Here is a 17546-nt window from a genome sequence, read left to right on the forward strand (position 1 = left end):
CCGCCCGATGCCCGCATTTTTTATCGACAGGCCGGTCTTCGCCTGGGTGATCGCGCTGTTCATCTGCTTGATCGGCGCGATCTCGATTCCGTTTCTCCCGGTCGCGCAATATCCGATCATCGCGCCGCCCTCGATCTCGGTGTCGACGCAATATCCCGGCGCCTCGCCGGAGAACCTGTACAACAGCGTCACCCGGCTGATCGAAGAAGAGCTCAACGGCGCCAACGGCATTCTGAACTTCGAGTCGACCTCCGACTCGCTGGGCCAAGTCGAAATCATCGCCAACTTCGAGCCGGGCACCGACACCGAAATGGCGTCGGTGAACGTGCAGAACCGCATCAAGCGCATCGAGGCGCGTCTGCCGCGCGCGGTGCTGCAGCAGGGCATCCTGGTCGAGGAAGCCTCCAGCGCGGTGCTGCAGATCATCACGCTGACGTCGACCGACGGATCACTCGACGAAGTCGGCCTCGGCGACTTCATGATCCGCAACGTGCTCGGCGAAATCCGGCGTATCCCCGGCGTCGGCCGCGCGACGCTGTATTCGACCGAGCGCGCGCTGCGCATCTGGATCGATCCGGCCAAGCTGATCGGCTACAACCTCACCGCCGACGACGTCACCAAGGCGATCGAGGCGCAGAATGCCCAGGTCGCTTCCGGCAGCATCGGCGCCGAGCCGACCCCGAAGGGCCAGAAGATCTCCGCGCTGGTGCTGGTGAAGGGCCAGTTGTCGTCGGCGGATGAATTCGGCGCCGTGGTGCTGCGCGCCAACTCCGACGGTTCGACGGTGCGGCTGCGCGACGTGGCGCGGATCGAGATCGGCGGCTTCAGCTATCAGTTCAACACCCGCCTCAACGGCAAGCCGACCGCAGGTCTGTCGGTGCTGATGTCGCCGACCGGCAACGCGCTCGCCACTGCCAGCGCGGTCGAGGCCAAGATGAAGGAGCTGTCGCGCTTCTTCCCGGCCAACATCAAATACGAGATCCCCTACAACATCACGCCGGTGGTCGAGGCCTCCATCACCAAGGTGCTGCATACGCTGGTCGAAGCGGTGGTGCTGGTGTTCGTGGTGATGTTCCTGTTCCTGCAGAACATCCGCTACACCATCATCCCGACCATCGTGGTGCCGGTGGCGCTGCTCGGCACCTGCGCGTCGCTGCTGTTGTTCGGCTATTCGATCAACATGCTGTCGATGTTCGGCATGGTGCTGGCAATCGGCATTCTGGTCGACGACGCGATCGTGGTGGTCGAGAACGTCGAACGCATCATGTCCGAGGAAGGGCTGCCGCCCAAGGAGGCGACCCGCAAGGCGATGTCGCAGATCACCTCGGCGATTATCGGCATCACCCTGGTGCTGATCGCGGTGTTCCTGCCGATGGCGTTCTTCCCCGGCTCGGTCGGCATCATCTATCGGCAGTTCTCGGTCACGATGGTGTCGGCGATCGCGTTCTCGGCGCTGATGGCGCTGTCGCTGACGCCGGCGCTGTGCGCCACGCTGCTGAAGCCGGTCAACAAGGGCCACGCCCACGCCGAGCGCGGCGTGTTCGGCTGGTTCAACCGGACGCTCGACAATATCCGCGAGCGTTATTCCAGCATTGTGCGCTGGAATCTCGGACGCACCGGCCGGCTGATGGTGATCTACGCGGTGTTGGTCGCCGTGCTCGGCTGGGGCATGGCGCGGATGCCCGGCGGCTTCTTGCCGATCGACGACCAGGGCTTCGTCACCGTTGACGTGCAGACGCCGTCAGACTCGTCCTACAACCGCACCTACGACGTCGTGAAGCAGGTCGAGGACTATCTGCTCAAGCGCGACGGCGTCCAGAACGTCACCTTCCTCACCGGCTTCAGCTTCCTCGGCCAGGGCATGAACGCCGCGCAGGCGTTTGTCACGCTGAAGGACTGGGGCGAGCGCGACGAGAACTCCTCCGCCGCCGCGATCGTCGACGATGCCAACCGCAAGCTCGGCGGGATTCGCGACGCCCGAATTTCGGCGCTGCAGCCGCCGCCGGTCGACAACCTCGGCAACTCGTCGGGCTTCAGCTTCCGGCTGCAGGATCGCGGCCAAAAGGGCTACGAGGCGCTGGTCAAGGCCAGCGAGCAGCTGATTGCCGCCGCCAACGCCAGCCCAGTGCTGCAGAAGGTCTATGTCGAAGGCCTGCCGCCGGCGCCGGTGCTCAACTTGATGATCGACCGCGAGAAGGCCGGCGCATTCGGCGTCACCTTCGAGGACATCAACACCACGATCTCGACCAATCTCGGCTCGGCCTACATCAACGACTTCCCCAATCGCGGCCGCATGCAGCGCGTGATCGTGCAGGCCGACGCGGAAGGGCGGATGAACGCCGACGACATCCTGTCCTACACGGTGAAGAACAGTCGCGGCCAGCTCGTGCCGTTCTCGTCCTTCGCCACGGTGGAATGGGCCAAGGGCCCGACCCAGATCGTCGGCTTCAACTACTATCCGGCCATCCGCATCAGCGGCGAGGCGCGGCCGGGCTTCACCTCGGGTGACGCGATCGCCGAGATGGAGCGCCTCGCCGATCAGTTGCCGCGCGGCTTCGGCTACGATTGGACCGGCCAGTCGCTGCAGGAAAAGCTGTCGGGCTCGCAGGCCCCGATCATCCTGGCGCTGTCGGCGCTGGTGGTGTTCCTCGTGCTGGCGGCTCTGTACGAAAGCTGGACGATTCCGCTGTCGGTGCTGCTGACGGTGCCACTCGGTATCGCCGGCGCGGTGGTGGCGGCGACGACGCGGTCGCTGCCGAACGACGTGTACTTCACCGTCGGCCTGATCACGATCATCGGTCTCGCTGCCAAGGACGCGATTCTGATCGTCGAGTTCGCCAAGGACCTGCGCAAGGAAGGCAAGACGCTGCGCGAGGCGACCATGGAGGCGTGCCATCTGCGCTTCCGGCCGATCCTGATGACCGGTTTGGCGTTCTGTTCGGGCGTGTTGCCGATGGTGATCGCGAGTGGCGCTGGCGGCAAAAGCCAGCAGGCGCTCGGCACCGGCGTGATGGGCGGCATGATCGCGGTCGTGGTGCTGGCGCTGCTATTTGTTCCGGTGTTCTTCGTCGTCGTGCAGCGGCTATTCGCCCGCGACCGTTCCGACGATCCTGTCGGGGAAACCCTGACGCATCAGGTTCCGATGCACGCGCAACTGCCGCACGATCAAGCTTAAATCGAAATTGCGAGCGTTGTCCGCTCGCGATTCCCGCGGGCGGAAAGCCGGAACCAATCGAATTATCTCCAGTTGTTGGTCGACAGGTGAACAACTCGTCTCGTCGACCGACAACTGGAGGAATTCATGAACGGAGACCAACCGATTAGCTGGCTGATGTTCTTCACGCTCGCTGCAGGCGTGGTGATCGTCGGCCTCGCTTTCATCAACTTCATTCGCTCGCGCTCCAACCGCGCGATCGCGGCCGATACGCTGGAAGGCAGCACCTCCGCCCGCGGCGCGGCGCCCGATGGCGCTCTGCCCGAACTCGCCGGCATCGCGGTGTTCGCGTTCATCGCGATGGGCCTGCTGGCGTTCGGCGCCACCTACAAGGGCGGTGAGCGCGACACCGCGCAGGTTAGCGGCCCGGCTTCCGAGTCGGGGGCCACCGGCACCACCGGCATGGCGCAGCCGAAGGGCGTGCAGAACGACCCGAAGCGCTATCAGCCGCACAACCCGGGCACCGACACCCGCGTCGCCCCGACCGCGTCCGACACCGGCGTCGGCAACTCGCCGGGCTCGACCGGCACGGTGACCAAGTAATTTCCGGCAGCGTGAGCTGGGTTAACAACAAGGCCTCGGTCGAAAGACCGGGGCCTTTGTCTTGCTAGAGCGCTTCATCGATTGATTGAAGCGGATTTGGCCTTTGCCAAGCGTCCGAAGTCCTCATCCTGAGGAGCCCGGCAAAGCCGGGCGTCTCGAAGGATGAGGAGCCACATCGCCTGCGGCGCATGGTTCGAGACGGCGCTTTGCGCCTCCTTGCCCACGAGGTTGCGGGTGTTGCTGAGTCCGTCGGAGCGCCAGACACAAAAACGGGGGCCGCGGCCCCCGAGGTCGTGCTTGATGGATGATGGCGTTGCTTAGTGCGCGGCCTCGTAGGCTGCCTTCTGCTGCTCCATCAGGGCGATCTTTTCACTGATCTTGGCGCGCTGGGTGGAGAGCGTCGATGCGATCGACGGCAGGCCGGCGGTGACCTTCAGCGCGTCGTCGTATTTGGACAAGTTGCGCTTTTCGCCGTCGATCAGGCCCGGCAGCACGCTGCCGTCGAGGCCGTCAAACAACGAACGCACGCTCATGATGGTGCGGTGAACCACGCTCATGAACGAGCCGGAATCGTCGGCGGTTTCGCCGGCGTTGATCAGCAGGCCGGCCAATTCTTCGGCGTTGCCGTGATGCAGCGCGATCATGTCGCGAAACAGCGGCGTCATGCCCTTGCCTTCGGCGTCTTCCAGCGCTTCCTCGTAGCCGTTGCGGGCGTCGATCTCGCTGGTGTGCAGCGTCTTCAGGTGGTCGATGATATCGGTGTCCACGTCAGCCTCCATGTTCGGTTCAGCGATGGCGAGCGACAAACGCCCGCGCACCTGCCGCGCGATAACCGGGATCAGGAAACTCGGTTCCGGACAGGAACCACGGCACGGAAAGTTGTTAGTTGCGGCGTTCGCCGTCTTGCGGCTCGAGCCCGTAAGGCTTCACCAGGGCCCAGACGTGAGCCGGTATCATGTTCTTCATTTTGTGTTTGTAGTGCCGCCGCAGATGCAGCACGGTCTCGACCGCCTTCATCTCGACCCGGGCGCGCGCGAATTCTATCCCGCGCGGCCCGACCTTCGGCATTAGCCATCCCATGAACGGCCGCAGCCAGTTCGGCATGCCGCGCACGGGCAGGCCGCCGGCGGCGAGCTCAGTGTTCTTGAGGAAGCCCTTCACCGGCGCCACGCGATTGCCGGCGGTGGTCGGTTCGCTCAGTTTGACGTCGTCGCCGAGCAACCTCAGCAGTTCCTCGCCGCGCTCGTTGCGCACCAGGAGCCACTGTTCGCCGCGTCCGCCCATATAGCCCACGGTGATATCGGCGAGCGTATTGGTGTAGTCGACGCATGTGCGGCAGGTGATCGGGAAGAAGTCCGGCGGCAGTTTCGAGATCGGCAGCAGCAGAAACGGCACCCGCTTCACCTTGCCGTCGTCGAACCGCATCTCGACGTGATAGTCGGCACAGAATTCCAGATAGGTAATGGTCTCGGGCTTGTCGGACAGCAGATCGAGGAAGCCGTGAAACGCTTCGGTGGTGGTGTTGTCCGAGCACGGCGTGCCGATCACGTAAAGCTTTTCAAGGCCGAGCTGATCCTGCAGCCGGCGCAGCGCGTAGATCTGGCAGGGCACGCCGATCACCGCGAGCCGCTTATAGCCGGCGGCGATGGCCGGTTCGATCAGCGCCAGTGACGGTGCGTACCCCATCCGCATGCCGCGGCACTGCGCCATGCCTTCCGGCTTGGTCACCAGCACCGGCATCGGCTTCCATTTGTCGGACGGGTCCGGCGCCATCGCGATCACCGCGTCGACCGCGCCGGTCTCCAGCAGCCGCTGCGCGATGGTGGTGGTGATGCCGGTCCACTGTGCGCCCTCGCGCGGCTGCTTCATCGCTGCCTGCAGCATCCGGCGATAGGGGCCGAAGAACGCCTCGTCACTCGAGGCGCTGTCGCGGTTGCGGCCGTGCACCCGCTGTTCCATCGCCGGATAGTCCGGCTTGATGAACTGGCAGGCTTGGCCGCACTGCTTTGGATCGCTCATCCGCGACACGCCGCAATCGGTGCACAGCTCGCGCTCCGCCGGCTGGTTCAGCGGCGGCGTCCACAGTGCAGACGAGGTGTTGCGGTCGTGCATGGGCGCGTCTTGTAGGAACCGGCCAATGGCCTCGCCATTCGCCTTAAGTTGCTTTCCCGATCAATAGAGCCAAAGCCGGGCGACCGATAGATCTGCGTCAAACTCGCGGCCGATCGCCACAAGCCCAATTCGGCGCAACCGCCGGGGATCGAACGGCACGTCGGTGCGGTGCGGGATGAACTCGGCGAACGGAAATTCGATCACCTGCCAGTGCTGCGGCGCCCGAAACGGGTGGCGATAGGATTGCTGCGGCCGCACCAGGTCGGTGGTGCGAAGATGCAGGCCGTAGGCCTCGCCATTGCCGAGCAGCTCGGCGGCGATGCCGTTGAAACCGCCGGCATCGAATGCGCCGCCGTCCGGCGACAGATCCATCGCGATCTGGATGAAGCCGCCATTGTTCGCGGTCGAGACCGCACCGCGCATCCGCGCCGCCATCCGGCCCTCGATCTCGGCAAGCTGCAGCGTGCCTTGCGAGACGCCGCCCATCACGGTGTCGGTGATCACCTGCCAGCGCCGCTGTCCTTCCGCCGGCCACAGCTCGTATTGCATCAGCGGATCACCATCGGGAACGTCACCGCAATTGCCCAGGCGAACAGCACCGCGTTGGCCAGCGCGCCGGGCAGCGGATGATTGGTCGCCTTGTAGGTCCAATTGCTGATCAGCCCGAAGGCCAGGAACAGCAGCAGGATCGCCGGCACGATGATGATCAGGAAGAACAGCTTCTGCAGATTGAGCGCCACCGCGACGGCGAGCGAGGCGAGGAAGCAGAATTTCGCCAGCGCATAGGCGCCGCGCTTGGCGCCTTGGCCATGCGCCATCCATTCGGCGGTGATGAAATACGGGATCGTGCCGCACGCCACCGCCGCGATCAGGTGGATGCGCTGTTCGATCGGCATGAACGAGAACAGATAGGTGTCGAGCGCGATGCCGAAGCCGAGAATGTTGTAGGCGATCGCCGCCACGGCTGCGATCACCAGTGCCGCGATCGCGACCCGCGGGTGGGCTGGATCGGGCAGGGCGCCGAGCGCGACCAGCTCCTGCGCGTGCGGCCGCGTGGGATGCGTCGCTGAACGACGGTTGCGCAGCCGGATCAGCACCAGAATCGCGGCCGTCAGCAGGCCGTACAGCAGGAAGTGCAGCGTCAGGTAGTCGCCGAGCAGGATGATCAGGAAGTCGGTCGGTGCCTTCCACAACAGCAGCGGCGTCAGTACGGCCGGCACGATCGCGGTGACCAGAAGCTGCTTCCAGCTCAGGCTCGCACCCATCGGCACTGCCGCGGCGCGGGGCAGCAGCTTCGACAGCGGCCACGCCAGCGCGATCAGGCCGCCGAACAGCAGCGCCAGCCAGCGCGGCCGCTGATTGATCCAGCCCGAGCCGGTGCGGCCGAACGCATCGTTCATCCAATGCAGCGACTCGCGCATCGAGTCCTGGCTGTACAGCACGCCGATGTGCTCGACCCCTGACGACAGCACGAAGCGGCGTGCGGTGCCGTCGGCGAAGCTGCCATAGGTGCGCCCTTCGGCTGCGTTGCCGCCGGCGACCTGATTGACGATGCGCAGGCCTTCGTCCTTCAGCATTTGCGGCTCGAGCGCGCCGACGATGACCAGCAGATTGTGTGGCAGCGTCGCGGTGGATTTGCGCGTGAACACCGACACCGCGACGGTGGCGACGATCTCCGGATGTTCCACCGCATAGGCCACCACGATATCGGAAGCCATCGAATGGCCGAGCACGGCGGCGCGGCCGTCGCTCTCCGGCAGCTTGCGGGCATAGTCCGTGACCCGGCCGAGTTCGTCGACCAGGACGCCGGTGATCTTGGTCGGCTCATCGACGTCGCCCACCATCGTCACCGGATTGCGTCCGTGGCCGGTGAAGTCGAAGGTGACGGCGATATAGCCGTTGCGCGCCAGCGTCTGGGCGAACGGCTGCATCAATTGCTGCGAGCCGGCGAAGCCGTGGGCGATCACCACCACCGGCGCTTTGGTGGCGGACGGCTGCCGGAACACGGTGACGGGCGTTTGCCCCACCGTGGCCGTCGTGATCAGCAGCCCGTCCTTGCCGCGCTGCAACTGCCACAGCGCCACCACGATCGCCAAGACGGCAGCGAGCGCGACGATGATCCGAAGCGGCGTCAGCCCGCGGCGCATGGCCATCAATCGACGTCCGGGATGTGCTTCTTGCGGATGCGGCGGATCGTCCACCAGATCGATAGGGCCGCGATCGGCACGAACAGTGCGGTGAGCAGGCTTGGATCGATCTTGAGCCGCCCGGATTCGGCGGCGCCCTTCACCATGTAGCCGAACAGCCCGACCACGTAATAGGTGATCGCCGCGGTCGACAGACCTTCGACCGTGGTCTGCAGCCTGAGCTGCAGCCGGGTGCGGGCGTTCATCGATTTCAACAGTTCCTGATTTTGCTGTTCGAGTTCGACGTCGACGCGGGTGCGCAGCAGGTTGGCGGCGCGGGCGAGCTTGACCGACAGGTCCGACTGCCGCGCCTCGGTGGTGGCGCAGGTGCGCATCGCCGGCTTCATTCGGCGAGCGAGGAACGACGACCATGTCGGCAGGCCGCCGACCTTGCGTTCGCCGAGCGTGGCGAGGCGACCGTTCATGATCTCGTCGTACGCGCGGCTGGCGCCGAACCGATACAGGCTGGCGGCGGCGCCGGCTTCGACCTCGGCGGCGAGCTCCGTCAGCTCCTGCAGCAGCTTGTTGTTGTTGGCGAGGTCGCCGACGCGGCGCATTTCGGCGGTGACTTCAGCAAGGCGCCGTTCGCTCGTCGCGATCGACGGCGCGAGCCGCTGCGCTTCGGGCAGGCCGAGCAGCGCCAGCGTCCGGTAGGTTTCGACTTCGAGCACGCGCTGCACCAGGGCGCCGGCACGCTCCGGTGTCATGCCACGATCGAGCACCAGCACGCGCACGAAGCCGGAGGGACCGGGCTGGAAATCGGTGGCGAACACCGCGGCCCCGTCGGAATTCTCCGCGACCGCGAGGCTGGCGCGATCGAACAGGCGCTCGGGCGAAGTGCGCGGCGGATCTTCCGGCATCGCGTGCAGATCGACGGCGACCAGTAGCGGTCCGGGCTGCGGCAGCAGCCGCATCGGCGAAGCCAGCGAGGACGCTTCGGGGTGGAACGGCGTCGCGGCGGGATCGGCCGGAATTTCCCAGGTGTAGGTGGTGAACTCGGAGTGCTGCTCCCAGCGCAGCATCGTGGTGCCGAAGCGGGCACGATGATGTTTCTCGCCGGGCGGCGGTGGCTGCAGTCCGCGCGACTCACAGAAGCTGATCATTGCGGCGCGGTCGGCCGCGGCGCGCGAGCTCGAGGTGTCGAATGCGAAGTGTAGGACGCGCGCCGGCAGGTTGAGCGCAGTGAACGGGCGCGCGTGCACTTCGCCGAGAACGATCGCGCGCAATGGATGCGGCGAAAGTCGAACGTCGCCGTCTCCGATCAGAACGTCAGCCGTCATGTCGCTTTTGACCTTGCTCAATATTGCGCCTAGTTGACTTGAGTACCATTGCATGGCGATAGACAGAAGCTGAAAGGTTCCGCGAAAGGCTGTCGCAGGCGCCGGAATTGTCCGAGATCAACGACCCCCGGCCCCCCGCCGGGCTTCTACGCGACATCGGTGTCATCCGTTTGCAATCTGGCTCGGGCTGGTCATAAGGTTCGGCCGAACTTCGCCGCGGGCCCGTCGCGGTTGTCGAATGGAGCGTGTGGTGAAATTTCCAGTCCGTATTGGTACGCGCAAGAGCGTGATGGCGCTTGCCCAGACTGAAGACATCGCCAAGCAGCTGAGCGCGGCTGCGACTGAGCTCGATCCCCAGATCATCAAGTTCGAGACTGTCGGCGATAGCGATCAGATCAGCAAGCTGCTTCCGCACGGCGGCAAGGGCGGCGCGTTCGTCGCCGAGATCCGCGCCGCGATGCTGCGCGGCGAACTGCATTGCGCGATGCACTCGCTCAAGGACATGCCGGCCAACGAAGAAACGCCCGGTCTGATCGTCGCCGCCACGCTGGCGCGCGATCCGGCCTGCGACTCGCTGGTGCTGCGCAAGGGCCTCACCCTCGAGGAGCTGAGGAAGTCGCGCGGCAAGGGCTACACCATCGGCACTAACGCGGTGCGCCGCGCGGCCTATGCCAAGCGGCTGTTCCCCGAAGTCGAGGTGATCCATTTCCGCGGCGCGGCCGACAGCCGGATGCGGAAGCTCGACAATGGCGAAAAGCAGCGGATGCCGGACGGCAGCGAGGTCGGTCCCGCCGATGCGCTGATCATGGCGCGCGCCGGCATCGAGCGCGTCGGCTTCGTCGATCGCATCGCTCACGACTTCACGCCGGAAGAAATGCTGCCCGCAGCCGGCCAGGGCATCGTCGCGGTAGAATGCCCCGTGCACGAGTGGAAGACCCGGCAGTATCTGGCGCTGATCGACAATCATCAGTCGCGGCTGTGCTGCGACGCCGAGCGCGAAGTGCTGTGGGTGCTCAACGGCCATTGCAACTCGCCGATCGCGGCGCACTCGGTCATCACCGGCGACGAGATGACGCTTCGCGCCTCGGTTCTCGACCTGGAGGGCGGGATGTTCATCGAAGCGGCGCGCACCGGCCCGGCCAATCGGCCGCGCGAGCTCGGCCGCACGGTGGGCCTCGAACTGCTCGACAAGGGCGCTGCCGCGGTGATCGAAAAGACCCGGCCGGAGTAATCGCAATGGCCACAGTGTTTCCGTTCTCCGCCATCGTCGGCCAGGACGAGATGAAGCTGGCGCTGCTGATCGCGGCGGTGGATCAGAAGGTCGGCGGCGTGCTGGCCTTCGGCGACCGCGGCGCCGGCAAGTCCACCGCGGTTCGCGCGCTGGCGGCGCTGCTGCCGAAGATGAAGACCGTGGTCGGCTGTCGCTACAATTGCGATCCCGACCAGCCCGAGCGCTACTGCGAAGAGTGCAAGGAGAAGGTCAAGCACGGCAAGGTCAAGACCGCGCAGGTGCCGGTGCCGGTGGTCGATCTGCCGCTCGGCGCCACCGAAGACCGCGTCGTCGGTGCGCTCGATCTGGAACGTGCGCTGGCCAAGGGCGAGAAGGCGTTCGAGCCGGGCCTGTTGGCGCGGGCGCATCGCGGCTTCCTCTACATCGACGAAGCCAATCTGCTCGAAGACCATCTGGTCGATCTGCTGCTCGACGTCGCCGCCTCCGGTGAGAACGTGGTCGAGCGCGAAGGCCTCAGCATTCGTCACCCGGCCCGCTTCGTTCTGGTCGGCACCGGCAACCCGGAAGAGGGCGAGCTGCGTCCGCAATTGCTCGACCGCTTCGGCATGTCGGTCGAAGTGAAGACCCCGGACACGCTGCCGGAACGTATCGAAGTGGTGCGTCGCCGCGATGCGTTCGAGACCGATCCGGCCGCTTTCGTGGCCGAATGGTCGAAGGAAGAGACCAAGCTGCGCCGCAAGATCTCGCAGGCCAAGGAGCGGCTGCCGGAAGTCACCGTGAGCGACGCGGCGCTGGAACGGGCCGCCAAGCTGTGCATGACGCTCGGCACCGACGGCCTCCGCGGCGAACTGACGTTGATGCGTGCCGCGCGAGCGCTCGCTGCGCTCGAGCACGACAAGACCGTGACCGATGATCACCTGAAGCGGATCGCGCCCTCTGCCTTGCGGCACCGGCTGCGCCGCAATCCGCTCGACGACGCCGGCTCCAGCGTGCGGGTCGACCGCGCGCTTGCCGAAATCTTCGGATGAGCATCGCGCTCGCATGGTCCGATGCGGTGACCGCGGCGCAGTTGTTCGCGGTCGATCCGGTCGGCACCGGCGGTGTGTTGCTGCGCTCGCGCGCCGGTCCGGTGCGCGACCGCTGGCTCGCGATGCTGCGAGCCGCGCTGCCGCCTGAACAACCCTACAAACATCTGCCGCTGCATATCGCCGACGGCCGCCTGCTCGGCGGGCTCGACCTGTCGGCAACGCTGCTCGCCGGCCGCCCGGTCGCTGAGCGCGGCTTGCTGTCGGAAGCCGACGGCGGCGTGCTGGTGGTGGCGATGGCCGAGCGGCTGCAGTCCTCGACCAACGTGTATCTGACCGCCGCGATGGACGCGCACGAGACCGCGGTGGAGCGCGATGGCCTGTCGCTGCGGATGCCGGCGCGGTTCGGCGTGGTGGCGCTCGACGAAGGGCTCGAGGACGAGTTCTCGCCGGCCGGCCTGCGCGACCGGCTCGGCTTCCATCTCGATCTCGATCAGTTCGCCTGGCGCGAGACCGACGATTTCCCGATCTCGCTCGACGATATTCGCGCGGCTCGCGCGCGGCTGACCGATATCAAGGTCGAGAGCGAGCAGATCGAGGCGGTGTGCACTGCCGCGGCTGCGCTCGGCATCATCTCGCTGCGCGCGCCGCTGCTGGCGATCCGCGCCGCCAAGGCGAGCGCTGCGTTGTTCGATCGCACCAAGATCGAACAGGACGACATCACGCTCGCCGCGCGTCTGGTGCTGGCGCCGCGCGCCACCGTGTTTCCGCAGCAGGAGCAGCCGGACCAGGCCGACGAGCCGCCGCCGCCCGAGCCCCCGCCGCCGGAAGACGACAATCAGGACAACAACGATCAAGAACAGCAGACGCCCGACATCGACAAGGCGCTGGACGAGGTGATCCTCGCCGCCGTCAAGGCCGCGATGCCGCCCGGCGTGCTGGAGGCGATGCGCGCCTCGGCCGGACGGGCGCGGGCCCGCTCGGCCGGCAAGGCCGGCGAGCTGCAGAAGTCGAAGAAGCGCGGCCGCCCCGCCGGCAGCATCCGCGGCGAACTGCGCGACGGCTCCAAGCTCAACGTGATCGAGACGCTGCGCGCCGCGGCGCCGTGGCAGCCGCTGCGGCGGCGCCAGGCCGAAGGTCGCAACGGCAGCGCGCCGCGCATCCTGGTCGAGAAGGACGATTTCCGGATCGCGCGCTTCAAGCAGCGTACCGAGACCATCACCATCTTCGTGGTCGACGCCTCCGGCTCGGCGGCGCTGCACCGGCTGGCCGAAGCCAAAGGCGCGGTCGAACTGTTACTTGCCGATTGCTACGTGCGCCGCGACCAGGTGGCGATGATCTCGTTCCGCGGTACCATCGCCGAGATCCTGCTGCCGCCGACGCGGTCGCTGGCGCGCGCCAAGCGCAGCCTCGCCGGGCTGCCGGGCGGCGGCGGCACGCCGCTGTCGGCCGGGCTCGACTGCGCCTTCATGCTGGCGGATTCGATCAAGCGCAAAGGCCAGACGCCGACGGTGATCGTGCTCACCGACGGCCGCGCCAACATCGCGCGCGACGGCGCGCCCGGACGGCCGCAGGCTGAAGAGGACGCTAAGGCGTCGGCCAGGCAGTTCCGCGTCGCCGGAATTAGCTCGGTGGTGATCGATATGTCGCCGCGCCCGGGACCGCAGGCGGAATCCTTCGCCAAGGAAATGGACGCGCGCTACCTGCCGCTGCCGCATGCCGACGCCACCGTGCTGGCGCAGGCCGTCACGGCCGCGACGCGGCAGGACTGATCGCGGTCCTGCCGGCGCTTAGCTCGCTGAGAATTCTGGATCTCAAGCGTCGAGCACGAAGGCGTCGTCGTCTCCGGCGACGCGCTGCGTGATTGGGGGAGGCGGCGGCGCCTCGATGGTGGCGAGCCGTTCGACCCGCGCGCCGACCGTCGAGTTCCGCTGCGGCGGCCGCGCGATCCGCCACTCCAGCTCAGTGCGGTTCTGTAATTCGGTGAACTTCACCGCAAAACCATCGGGCCGATGCCGCACCACCCGGCCGACGCAGCTGCCGACCGCCAGCGGAGTTCCGATCTCGGGCTGCACATCGGCCGACACCGCAACGCCGGAGATCGACATGTCGATCACGAAGCAGGTGTGCGACGAGCCGTCGGCGAGCGTCAGGCTGGAATGCGGGCACACCGGAACCACCCGCGCCTGCTCGCGCGCGTCCTTAATCGCCGGGTCGAGCATCTTCTTCTCGAGCCAGCTCAGCTGATTCGACAGCCGCTCGCGCATCGCGCGGGTCACCGCCAGTTCGAGCAGGAAGCCGCCGGGCAGGGTGTCGCTGATATGCCCGTCCAACTTGCCGAACTCGCTGAAGTACGACGAGATGTGGTCGCCGACCCGGCCGATCACCGGAACGTCGACGATCATGCGGAACGGCGAGACGCGGCTGGTGCGGCAGGCGAATTGTCGCAGCTTGCCGTTCTGATCGTACCAGTTCGCCAGCGAGTAGTTGCCGCCAACGGTGACGTTGACGGCGCGCTGCTTGAGAAATCGCTGGACTGACACGGCGGTTCGGCCCCCGGGAAAATACCTGTCGATTAGTAACGCACTCACCCTCCCGGAGATCTTCAGGATTGCTCAGTACACGCCAATGATTCCAACCTTGGTTATCGAAATCTTGTGGCTGCGGATAAGCTTGTCCGGGAACCTGGAACCCAAGCGGTTCAAGGCTTTCTCACCGCCCGCGAGCTAACAACGAGGTTCCAACCAATGCCGACTACCCAGCACAACGAGTTCAAAAACGCGAACTAAGCGTCCGCACAACCTGATGGCCGAACTGCTTTGAAAGGTTGTGATGTTTATCTGCTGCAATCGAAAAAAGAAAAGAGCCGGTGCACACGGCACCGGCTCTTTGGTCGGATAAGATCAGATGGCGAGAGGCGAGGGTTGCCTCAGGCCTTGTAGTCGCGGACGCGCTTGATCATCTGCTCGACGTGAGCGATCGACGCATCCGGCGTGATGCCGTGGCCAAGATTGAAGATGTGACGGCCCGACGCGAAATTCTTCAACACGTCGTCAACTGCTTCATCGAGCGCCGAGCCGCCGGCGATCAGCAGCAGCGGATCGAGATTGCCCTGCACCGCGACCTTGGTCTGCACCTTCTCGCGCACGAAGGCGGGCTCAGCGGTCCAGTCGATGCTGACGGCGTCGACGCCGGTGCGCTCGACGAACGCCGGAAGCAGCGCGCCGGCGCCGCGCGGGAAGCCGATGATCTTGGTGCCCGGCTTGACCTTGCGGATGCCCTCGACGATCCGGCGGGTCGGCTCGATGCACCACTTCTCGAATTCGCGCGGCGGCAGGATGCCGGCCCAGGTGTCGAAGATCTGCAGCACGTCGGCGCCGGCATCGAGCTGCTTGAGCAGATACTGGATCGAGCTCTCGACCAGCACGTCGATGATCTTGGCGAACGCGCCGGGGTGCTCATACGCCATCAGCCGCGCCGGATGCTGATCCGAGGTGCCCTGGCCGGCCACCATGTAGGTCGCGACCGTGAACGGCGAGCCGCAGAAGCCGATCAGCGTGGTCTCCGGCTTCAGTTCGCGGCGAACGATGCGCAGCGCTTCGAACACCGGCTCGAGCTTGGACAGATCGATCGCGTTGTTCAGCGTACCGACCAGATCGGGCGAATTCAGCGGGTCGAGCCGCGGGCCTTCGCCGACTTCGAACCGCACCGAGCGGCCGAGCGCGTAGGGCACCACCAGAATGTCGGAGAAGATGATCGCCGCGTCGAAGCCGAATCGCCGGATCGGCTGTAGCGTCACCTCAGCGGCGAGCTCCGCGTTAAAGCACAGATCGAGGAAACTACCGGCTTGCGCCCGCGTTGCGCGGTATTCCGGCAGGTAACGTCCGGCCTGCCGCATCATCCACATCGGAGGAGAGGCCTGCCGGTTGCCGGAAAGCACTTCCATGAACGGTTTGGTCACCAGATTCTGTGTCAAGAGAGCTACCCACTGTTGTACGACAAGTCTTCTTGACGGTCTGATACACTGCGCGCACCGTCTTGACCACGCCGACCTGCGGCGGAGATGCCGCGAATAGGAATTTCGAGATGAATGCAACCGCACCCACCCCCGCATCGTCCGAGACGCTCAGCGGAAATCCGGCGCTACCGCCGCCGGTCCCGGGCGAACGTCACGACATCGACAGTTTCGGCGGTCGGCTGACCTATTGGTCCGCAGCGCCGGCAGAGCCGACGTCGCAGCCGCCTCTGCTGCTGATCCACAGTGTCAATGCCGCAGGCTCGGCCTACGAGGTTCGGCCGATCTTCGAGCACTACGCACGGAGCCGACCGGTTTATGCGATCGAATTGCCGGGCTTTGGTCATTCGTCGCGCGCAAAGCGTCAATACACCATTCGGATGATGACGGATGCGGTGCATTCCGTAGTCGGCGAGATTCAGAAGGTGCATGGCGACAAGCCGATCGACGCGCTGGCGCTGTCGCTCGGCAGCGAATTCCTCGCCCGTGCTGCGAGCGAAACGCCGCAGGCGTTCCGCAGCCTGGCGCTCGTGGCGCCGACCGGATTCGACAAGAAGAACCAGCGCTGGACCCAGGGATCGCGGGCGATTCCGTGGCTGCATTCGTTCTTCGAAAATCCGGTGTGGAGCGAAAGCATCTTCAAGCTGCTGACAATGAAGCCGGTGATCGGCTGGTTCTTGAAGAAGGCGTTCGGTTCGCCCAGCATCGATCAGGGCATGCTCGACTACGACTATCTGACGACGCATCAGCCGGGCGCCCAGCACGCGCCGTATTACTTCGTGGCCGGTTATCTGTTCAGCCAGGACATCCTGCGGATCTATCAGGATCTGCCTATGCCGGTGTGGTTCAGCCACGGCGTGCGCGGCGACTTCGTCGACTACACCCTGAAGACCACGGTGGAGGGCCGGCCGAACTGGACCGTCACGGTGTTTCAGACCGGGGCGATGCCGCATTTCGAGGTCCCGGGCGAATTCATGCGGGCCTATGACGAGTTTCTTGGCCGAGTGAGCAAGACCGGGACCTGAGGCTGCTGCGATGTCCGACCTGGTCTGGAGTCGCGACGGCCTGGATTGGCCTCATCGCGAGGCCAGCCGCTTCATCGAAGCCGGCGGCTTCCGCTGGCATGTGCAACGTATGGGATCGCCGGCCGCTCCGGCGATCCTGCTGATTCACGGCACCGGCGCCGCCTCGCATTCCTGGCGCGGCCTGGCGCCGCTGCTGGCGCGCCATTACCACGTGGTCGCACCCGATTTGCCGGGGCACGGCTTCACCCAGTCGCCGCGCGGTCATCGGATGTCGCTGCCCGGCATGGCGGCCGATCTCGCCGCTCTGCTCCGCACACTTCAAGTCTCGCCCGAACTGCTCGTCGGCCATTCAGCGGGCGCGGCGATCGGCGCGCGGATGTGCCTCGACGGCGCGGTCGATCCGAAAATCCTGTTTAGCCTCAACGGGGCGTTCCTGCCTTATGGCGGCCCAGCGGCGAGCTTCTTCTCGCCGCTCGCCAAGATGCTGGTGATGAATCCGTTCGTCCCGAGCCTGTTCGCCTGGCAGGCCGGGCACCGCGGCGCGGTCGAACGTCTGATCGGGAACACCGGCTCCACCATCGATCCGGCCGGCATCAAGCTCTACGGCAAGCTGGTCTCCAGCCCGCATCATGTCGCCGCGGCGCTGCGGATGATGGCGAACTGGGATCTCGAACCGCTGTTGAAAGCTTTGCCCAATCTGAAGCCCCTGCTGGTGCTGGTGGCGGCCGAAGGGGACCGTGCGATTCCGCCGTCGGTAGCGGTTAAGGTCCGGGAATTATTGCCGAAAGCTGTGATCGAGCGAATTCCGGCGCTGGGCCATCTGGCCCATGAAGAGCGTCCGGCGCTGATCGCCGCCCTGATCGAACGCTACGCCGAAAAACTGGAGAATATCGAATAGATCAAAGACGGCTTGTC

Annotated in this window: 14 protein-coding genes; 7 read left to right on the forward strand and 7 right to left on the reverse strand. The window is 65.7% G+C overall.

Features of this window, described 5'->3' with window-relative positions; all coding sequences use genetic code 11:
- Window positions 1-7: 7 nt before the first annotated feature.
- Together DY467_RS18060 and DY467_RS18065 are read left to right on the forward strand one after the other, a co-directional pair.
- Entirely contained in the window at window positions 8-3175 is a 3168-nt protein-coding gene (locus DY467_RS18060; RefSeq protein WP_164637999.1) for a multidrug efflux RND transporter permease subunit, read from the forward strand.
- 126 nt (window positions 3176-3301) lie between these two features.
- On the forward strand, window positions 3302-3757 hold the full coding sequence (locus DY467_RS18065) for a hypothetical protein (RefSeq protein ID WP_107343518.1): 456 nt from the start codon (window positions 3302-3304) through the stop codon (window positions 3755-3757).
- Between the two features lie 317 nt (window positions 3758-4074).
- Here DY467_RS18065 and DY467_RS18070 read toward each other — a convergent pair whose 3' ends face one another.
- From DY467_RS18070 to DY467_RS18090, 5 genes are all read right to left on the reverse strand, one after another.
- Window positions 4075-4524: a ferritin-like domain-containing protein gene (locus DY467_RS18070; RefSeq protein WP_107346492.1), complete on the reverse strand. Its 450-nt coding sequence runs from the start codon at window positions 4522-4524 to the stop codon at window positions 4075-4077.
- Between the two features lie 115 nt (window positions 4525-4639).
- Window positions 4640-5869: a Coenzyme F420 hydrogenase/dehydrogenase, beta subunit C-terminal domain gene (locus tag DY467_RS18075; RefSeq protein ID WP_164638001.1), complete on the reverse strand. Its 1230-nt coding sequence runs from the start codon at window positions 5867-5869 to the stop codon at window positions 4640-4642.
- Between the two features lie 60 nt (window positions 5870-5929).
- Entirely contained in the window at window positions 5930-6418 is a 489-nt protein-coding gene (locus DY467_RS18080) for a CIA30 family protein (protein WP_164638003.1), read from the reverse strand.
- Window positions 6418-8022, reverse strand: coding sequence for an alpha/beta hydrolase family protein (locus tag DY467_RS18085; protein ID WP_164638004.1), 1605 nt, complete (start codon window positions 8020-8022; stop codon window positions 6418-6420). Before DY467_RS18085 ends, DY467_RS18080 begins: the two co-directional genes overlap by 1 nt.
- Window positions 8022-9335, reverse strand: a complete 1314-nt coding sequence (locus DY467_RS18090; RefSeq protein WP_164638006.1) for a DUF3422 family protein — start codon at window positions 9333-9335, stop codon at window positions 8022-8024. The genes DY467_RS18085 and DY467_RS18090 overlap by 1 nt, the downstream gene beginning before the upstream one ends.
- Window positions 9336-9573: 238 nt before the next feature.
- Between DY467_RS18090 and hemC the strand changes: the two genes are divergently transcribed.
- From hemC to DY467_RS18105, 3 genes are read left to right on the forward strand one after another with little or no spacing between them, the layout of a single operon-like run.
- Window positions 9574-10566 (forward strand): hydroxymethylbilane synthase, encoded by a 993-nt coding sequence (gene hemC, locus DY467_RS18095; RefSeq protein ID WP_205502517.1) that lies wholly within the window; start codon window positions 9574-9576, stop codon window positions 10564-10566.
- Window positions 10567-10571: 5 nt separating this feature from the next.
- Window positions 10572-11594, forward strand: coding sequence for a magnesium chelatase ATPase subunit I (gene bchI, locus DY467_RS18100; protein ID WP_107354732.1), 1023 nt, complete (start codon window positions 10572-10574; stop codon window positions 11592-11594).
- Window positions 11591-13363 (forward strand): magnesium chelatase subunit D, encoded by a 1773-nt coding sequence (locus DY467_RS18105; protein WP_164638010.1) that lies wholly within the window; start codon window positions 11591-11593, stop codon window positions 13361-13363. The genes bchI and DY467_RS18105 overlap by 4 nt, the downstream gene beginning before the upstream one ends.
- A gap of 42 nt (window positions 13364-13405) precedes the next feature.
- Here the strand turns inward: DY467_RS18105 and DY467_RS18110 are convergent, their stop codons facing one another.
- Together DY467_RS18110 and hemE are read right to left on the reverse strand one after the other, a co-directional pair.
- Entirely contained in the window at window positions 13406-14134 is a 729-nt protein-coding gene (locus tag DY467_RS18110) for a PilZ domain-containing protein (protein WP_164638012.1), read from the reverse strand.
- A 386-nt stretch (window positions 14135-14520) separates the two neighbouring features.
- Entirely contained in the window at window positions 14521-15567 is a 1047-nt protein-coding gene (gene hemE / locus DY467_RS18115; protein WP_164638014.1) for a uroporphyrinogen decarboxylase, read from the reverse strand.
- 110 nt (window positions 15568-15677) lie between these two features.
- Between hemE and DY467_RS18120 the strand changes: the two genes are divergently transcribed.
- Complete coding sequence (locus DY467_RS18120) at window positions 15678-16631, forward strand: alpha/beta fold hydrolase (RefSeq protein WP_164638015.1); 954 nt, start codon at window positions 15678-15680, stop codon at window positions 16629-16631.
- 10 nt (window positions 16632-16641) lie between these two features.
- Entirely contained in the window at window positions 16642-17529 is an 888-nt protein-coding gene (gene bchO, locus DY467_RS18125; RefSeq protein ID WP_164638017.1) for an alpha/beta fold hydrolase BchO, read from the forward strand.
- The last annotated feature ends 17 nt before the right edge of the window (window positions 17530-17546 follow it).

It is taken from the genome of Rhodopseudomonas sp. BR0G17, assembly GCF_010907025.1.
Lineage (GTDB): Bacteria > Pseudomonadota > Alphaproteobacteria > Rhizobiales > Xanthobacteraceae > Rhodopseudomonas > Rhodopseudomonas palustris_H.

What these genes read in the sequence shown, in the direction of transcription:
- DY467_RS18060 (WP_164637999.1), top strand. Translation starts at nt 8, where the DNA reads ATGCCCGCATTTTTTATCGACAGGCCGGTCTTCGCCTGGGTGATCGCG.
- DY467_RS18065 (WP_107343518.1), top strand. Translation starts at nt 3,302, where the DNA reads ATGAACGGAGACCAACCGATTAGCTGGCTGATGTTCTTCACGCTCGCT.
- DY467_RS18075 (WP_164638001.1), bottom strand. Translation starts at nt 5,869, where the DNA reads ATGCACGACCGCAACACCTCGTCTGCACTGTGGACGCCGCCGCTGAAC.
- DY467_RS18080 (WP_164638003.1), bottom strand. Translation starts at nt 6,418, where the DNA reads ATGCAATACGAGCTGTGGCCGGCGGAAGGACAGCGGCGCTGGCAGGTG.
- DY467_RS18085 (WP_164638004.1), bottom strand. Translation starts at nt 8,022, where the DNA reads ATGGCCATGCGCCGCGGGCTGACGCCGCTTCGGATCATCGTCGCGCTC.
- DY467_RS18090 (WP_164638006.1), bottom strand. Translation starts at nt 9,335, where the DNA reads ATGACGGCTGACGTTCTGATCGGAGACGGCGACGTTCGACTTTCGCCG.
- hemC (WP_205502517.1), top strand. Translation starts at nt 9,574, where the DNA reads ATGGAGCGTGTGGTGAAATTTCCAGTCCGTATTGGTACGCGCAAGAGC.
- bchI (WP_107354732.1), top strand. Translation starts at nt 10,572, where the DNA reads ATGGCCACAGTGTTTCCGTTCTCCGCCATCGTCGGCCAGGACGAGATG.
- DY467_RS18105 (WP_164638010.1), top strand. Translation starts at nt 11,591, where the DNA reads ATGAGCATCGCGCTCGCATGGTCCGATGCGGTGACCGCGGCGCAGTTG.
- DY467_RS18120 (WP_164638015.1), top strand. Translation starts at nt 15,678, where the DNA reads ATGAATGCAACCGCACCCACCCCCGCATCGTCCGAGACGCTCAGCGGA.
- bchO (WP_164638017.1), top strand. Translation starts at nt 16,642, where the DNA reads ATGTCCGACCTGGTCTGGAGTCGCGACGGCCTGGATTGGCCTCATCGC.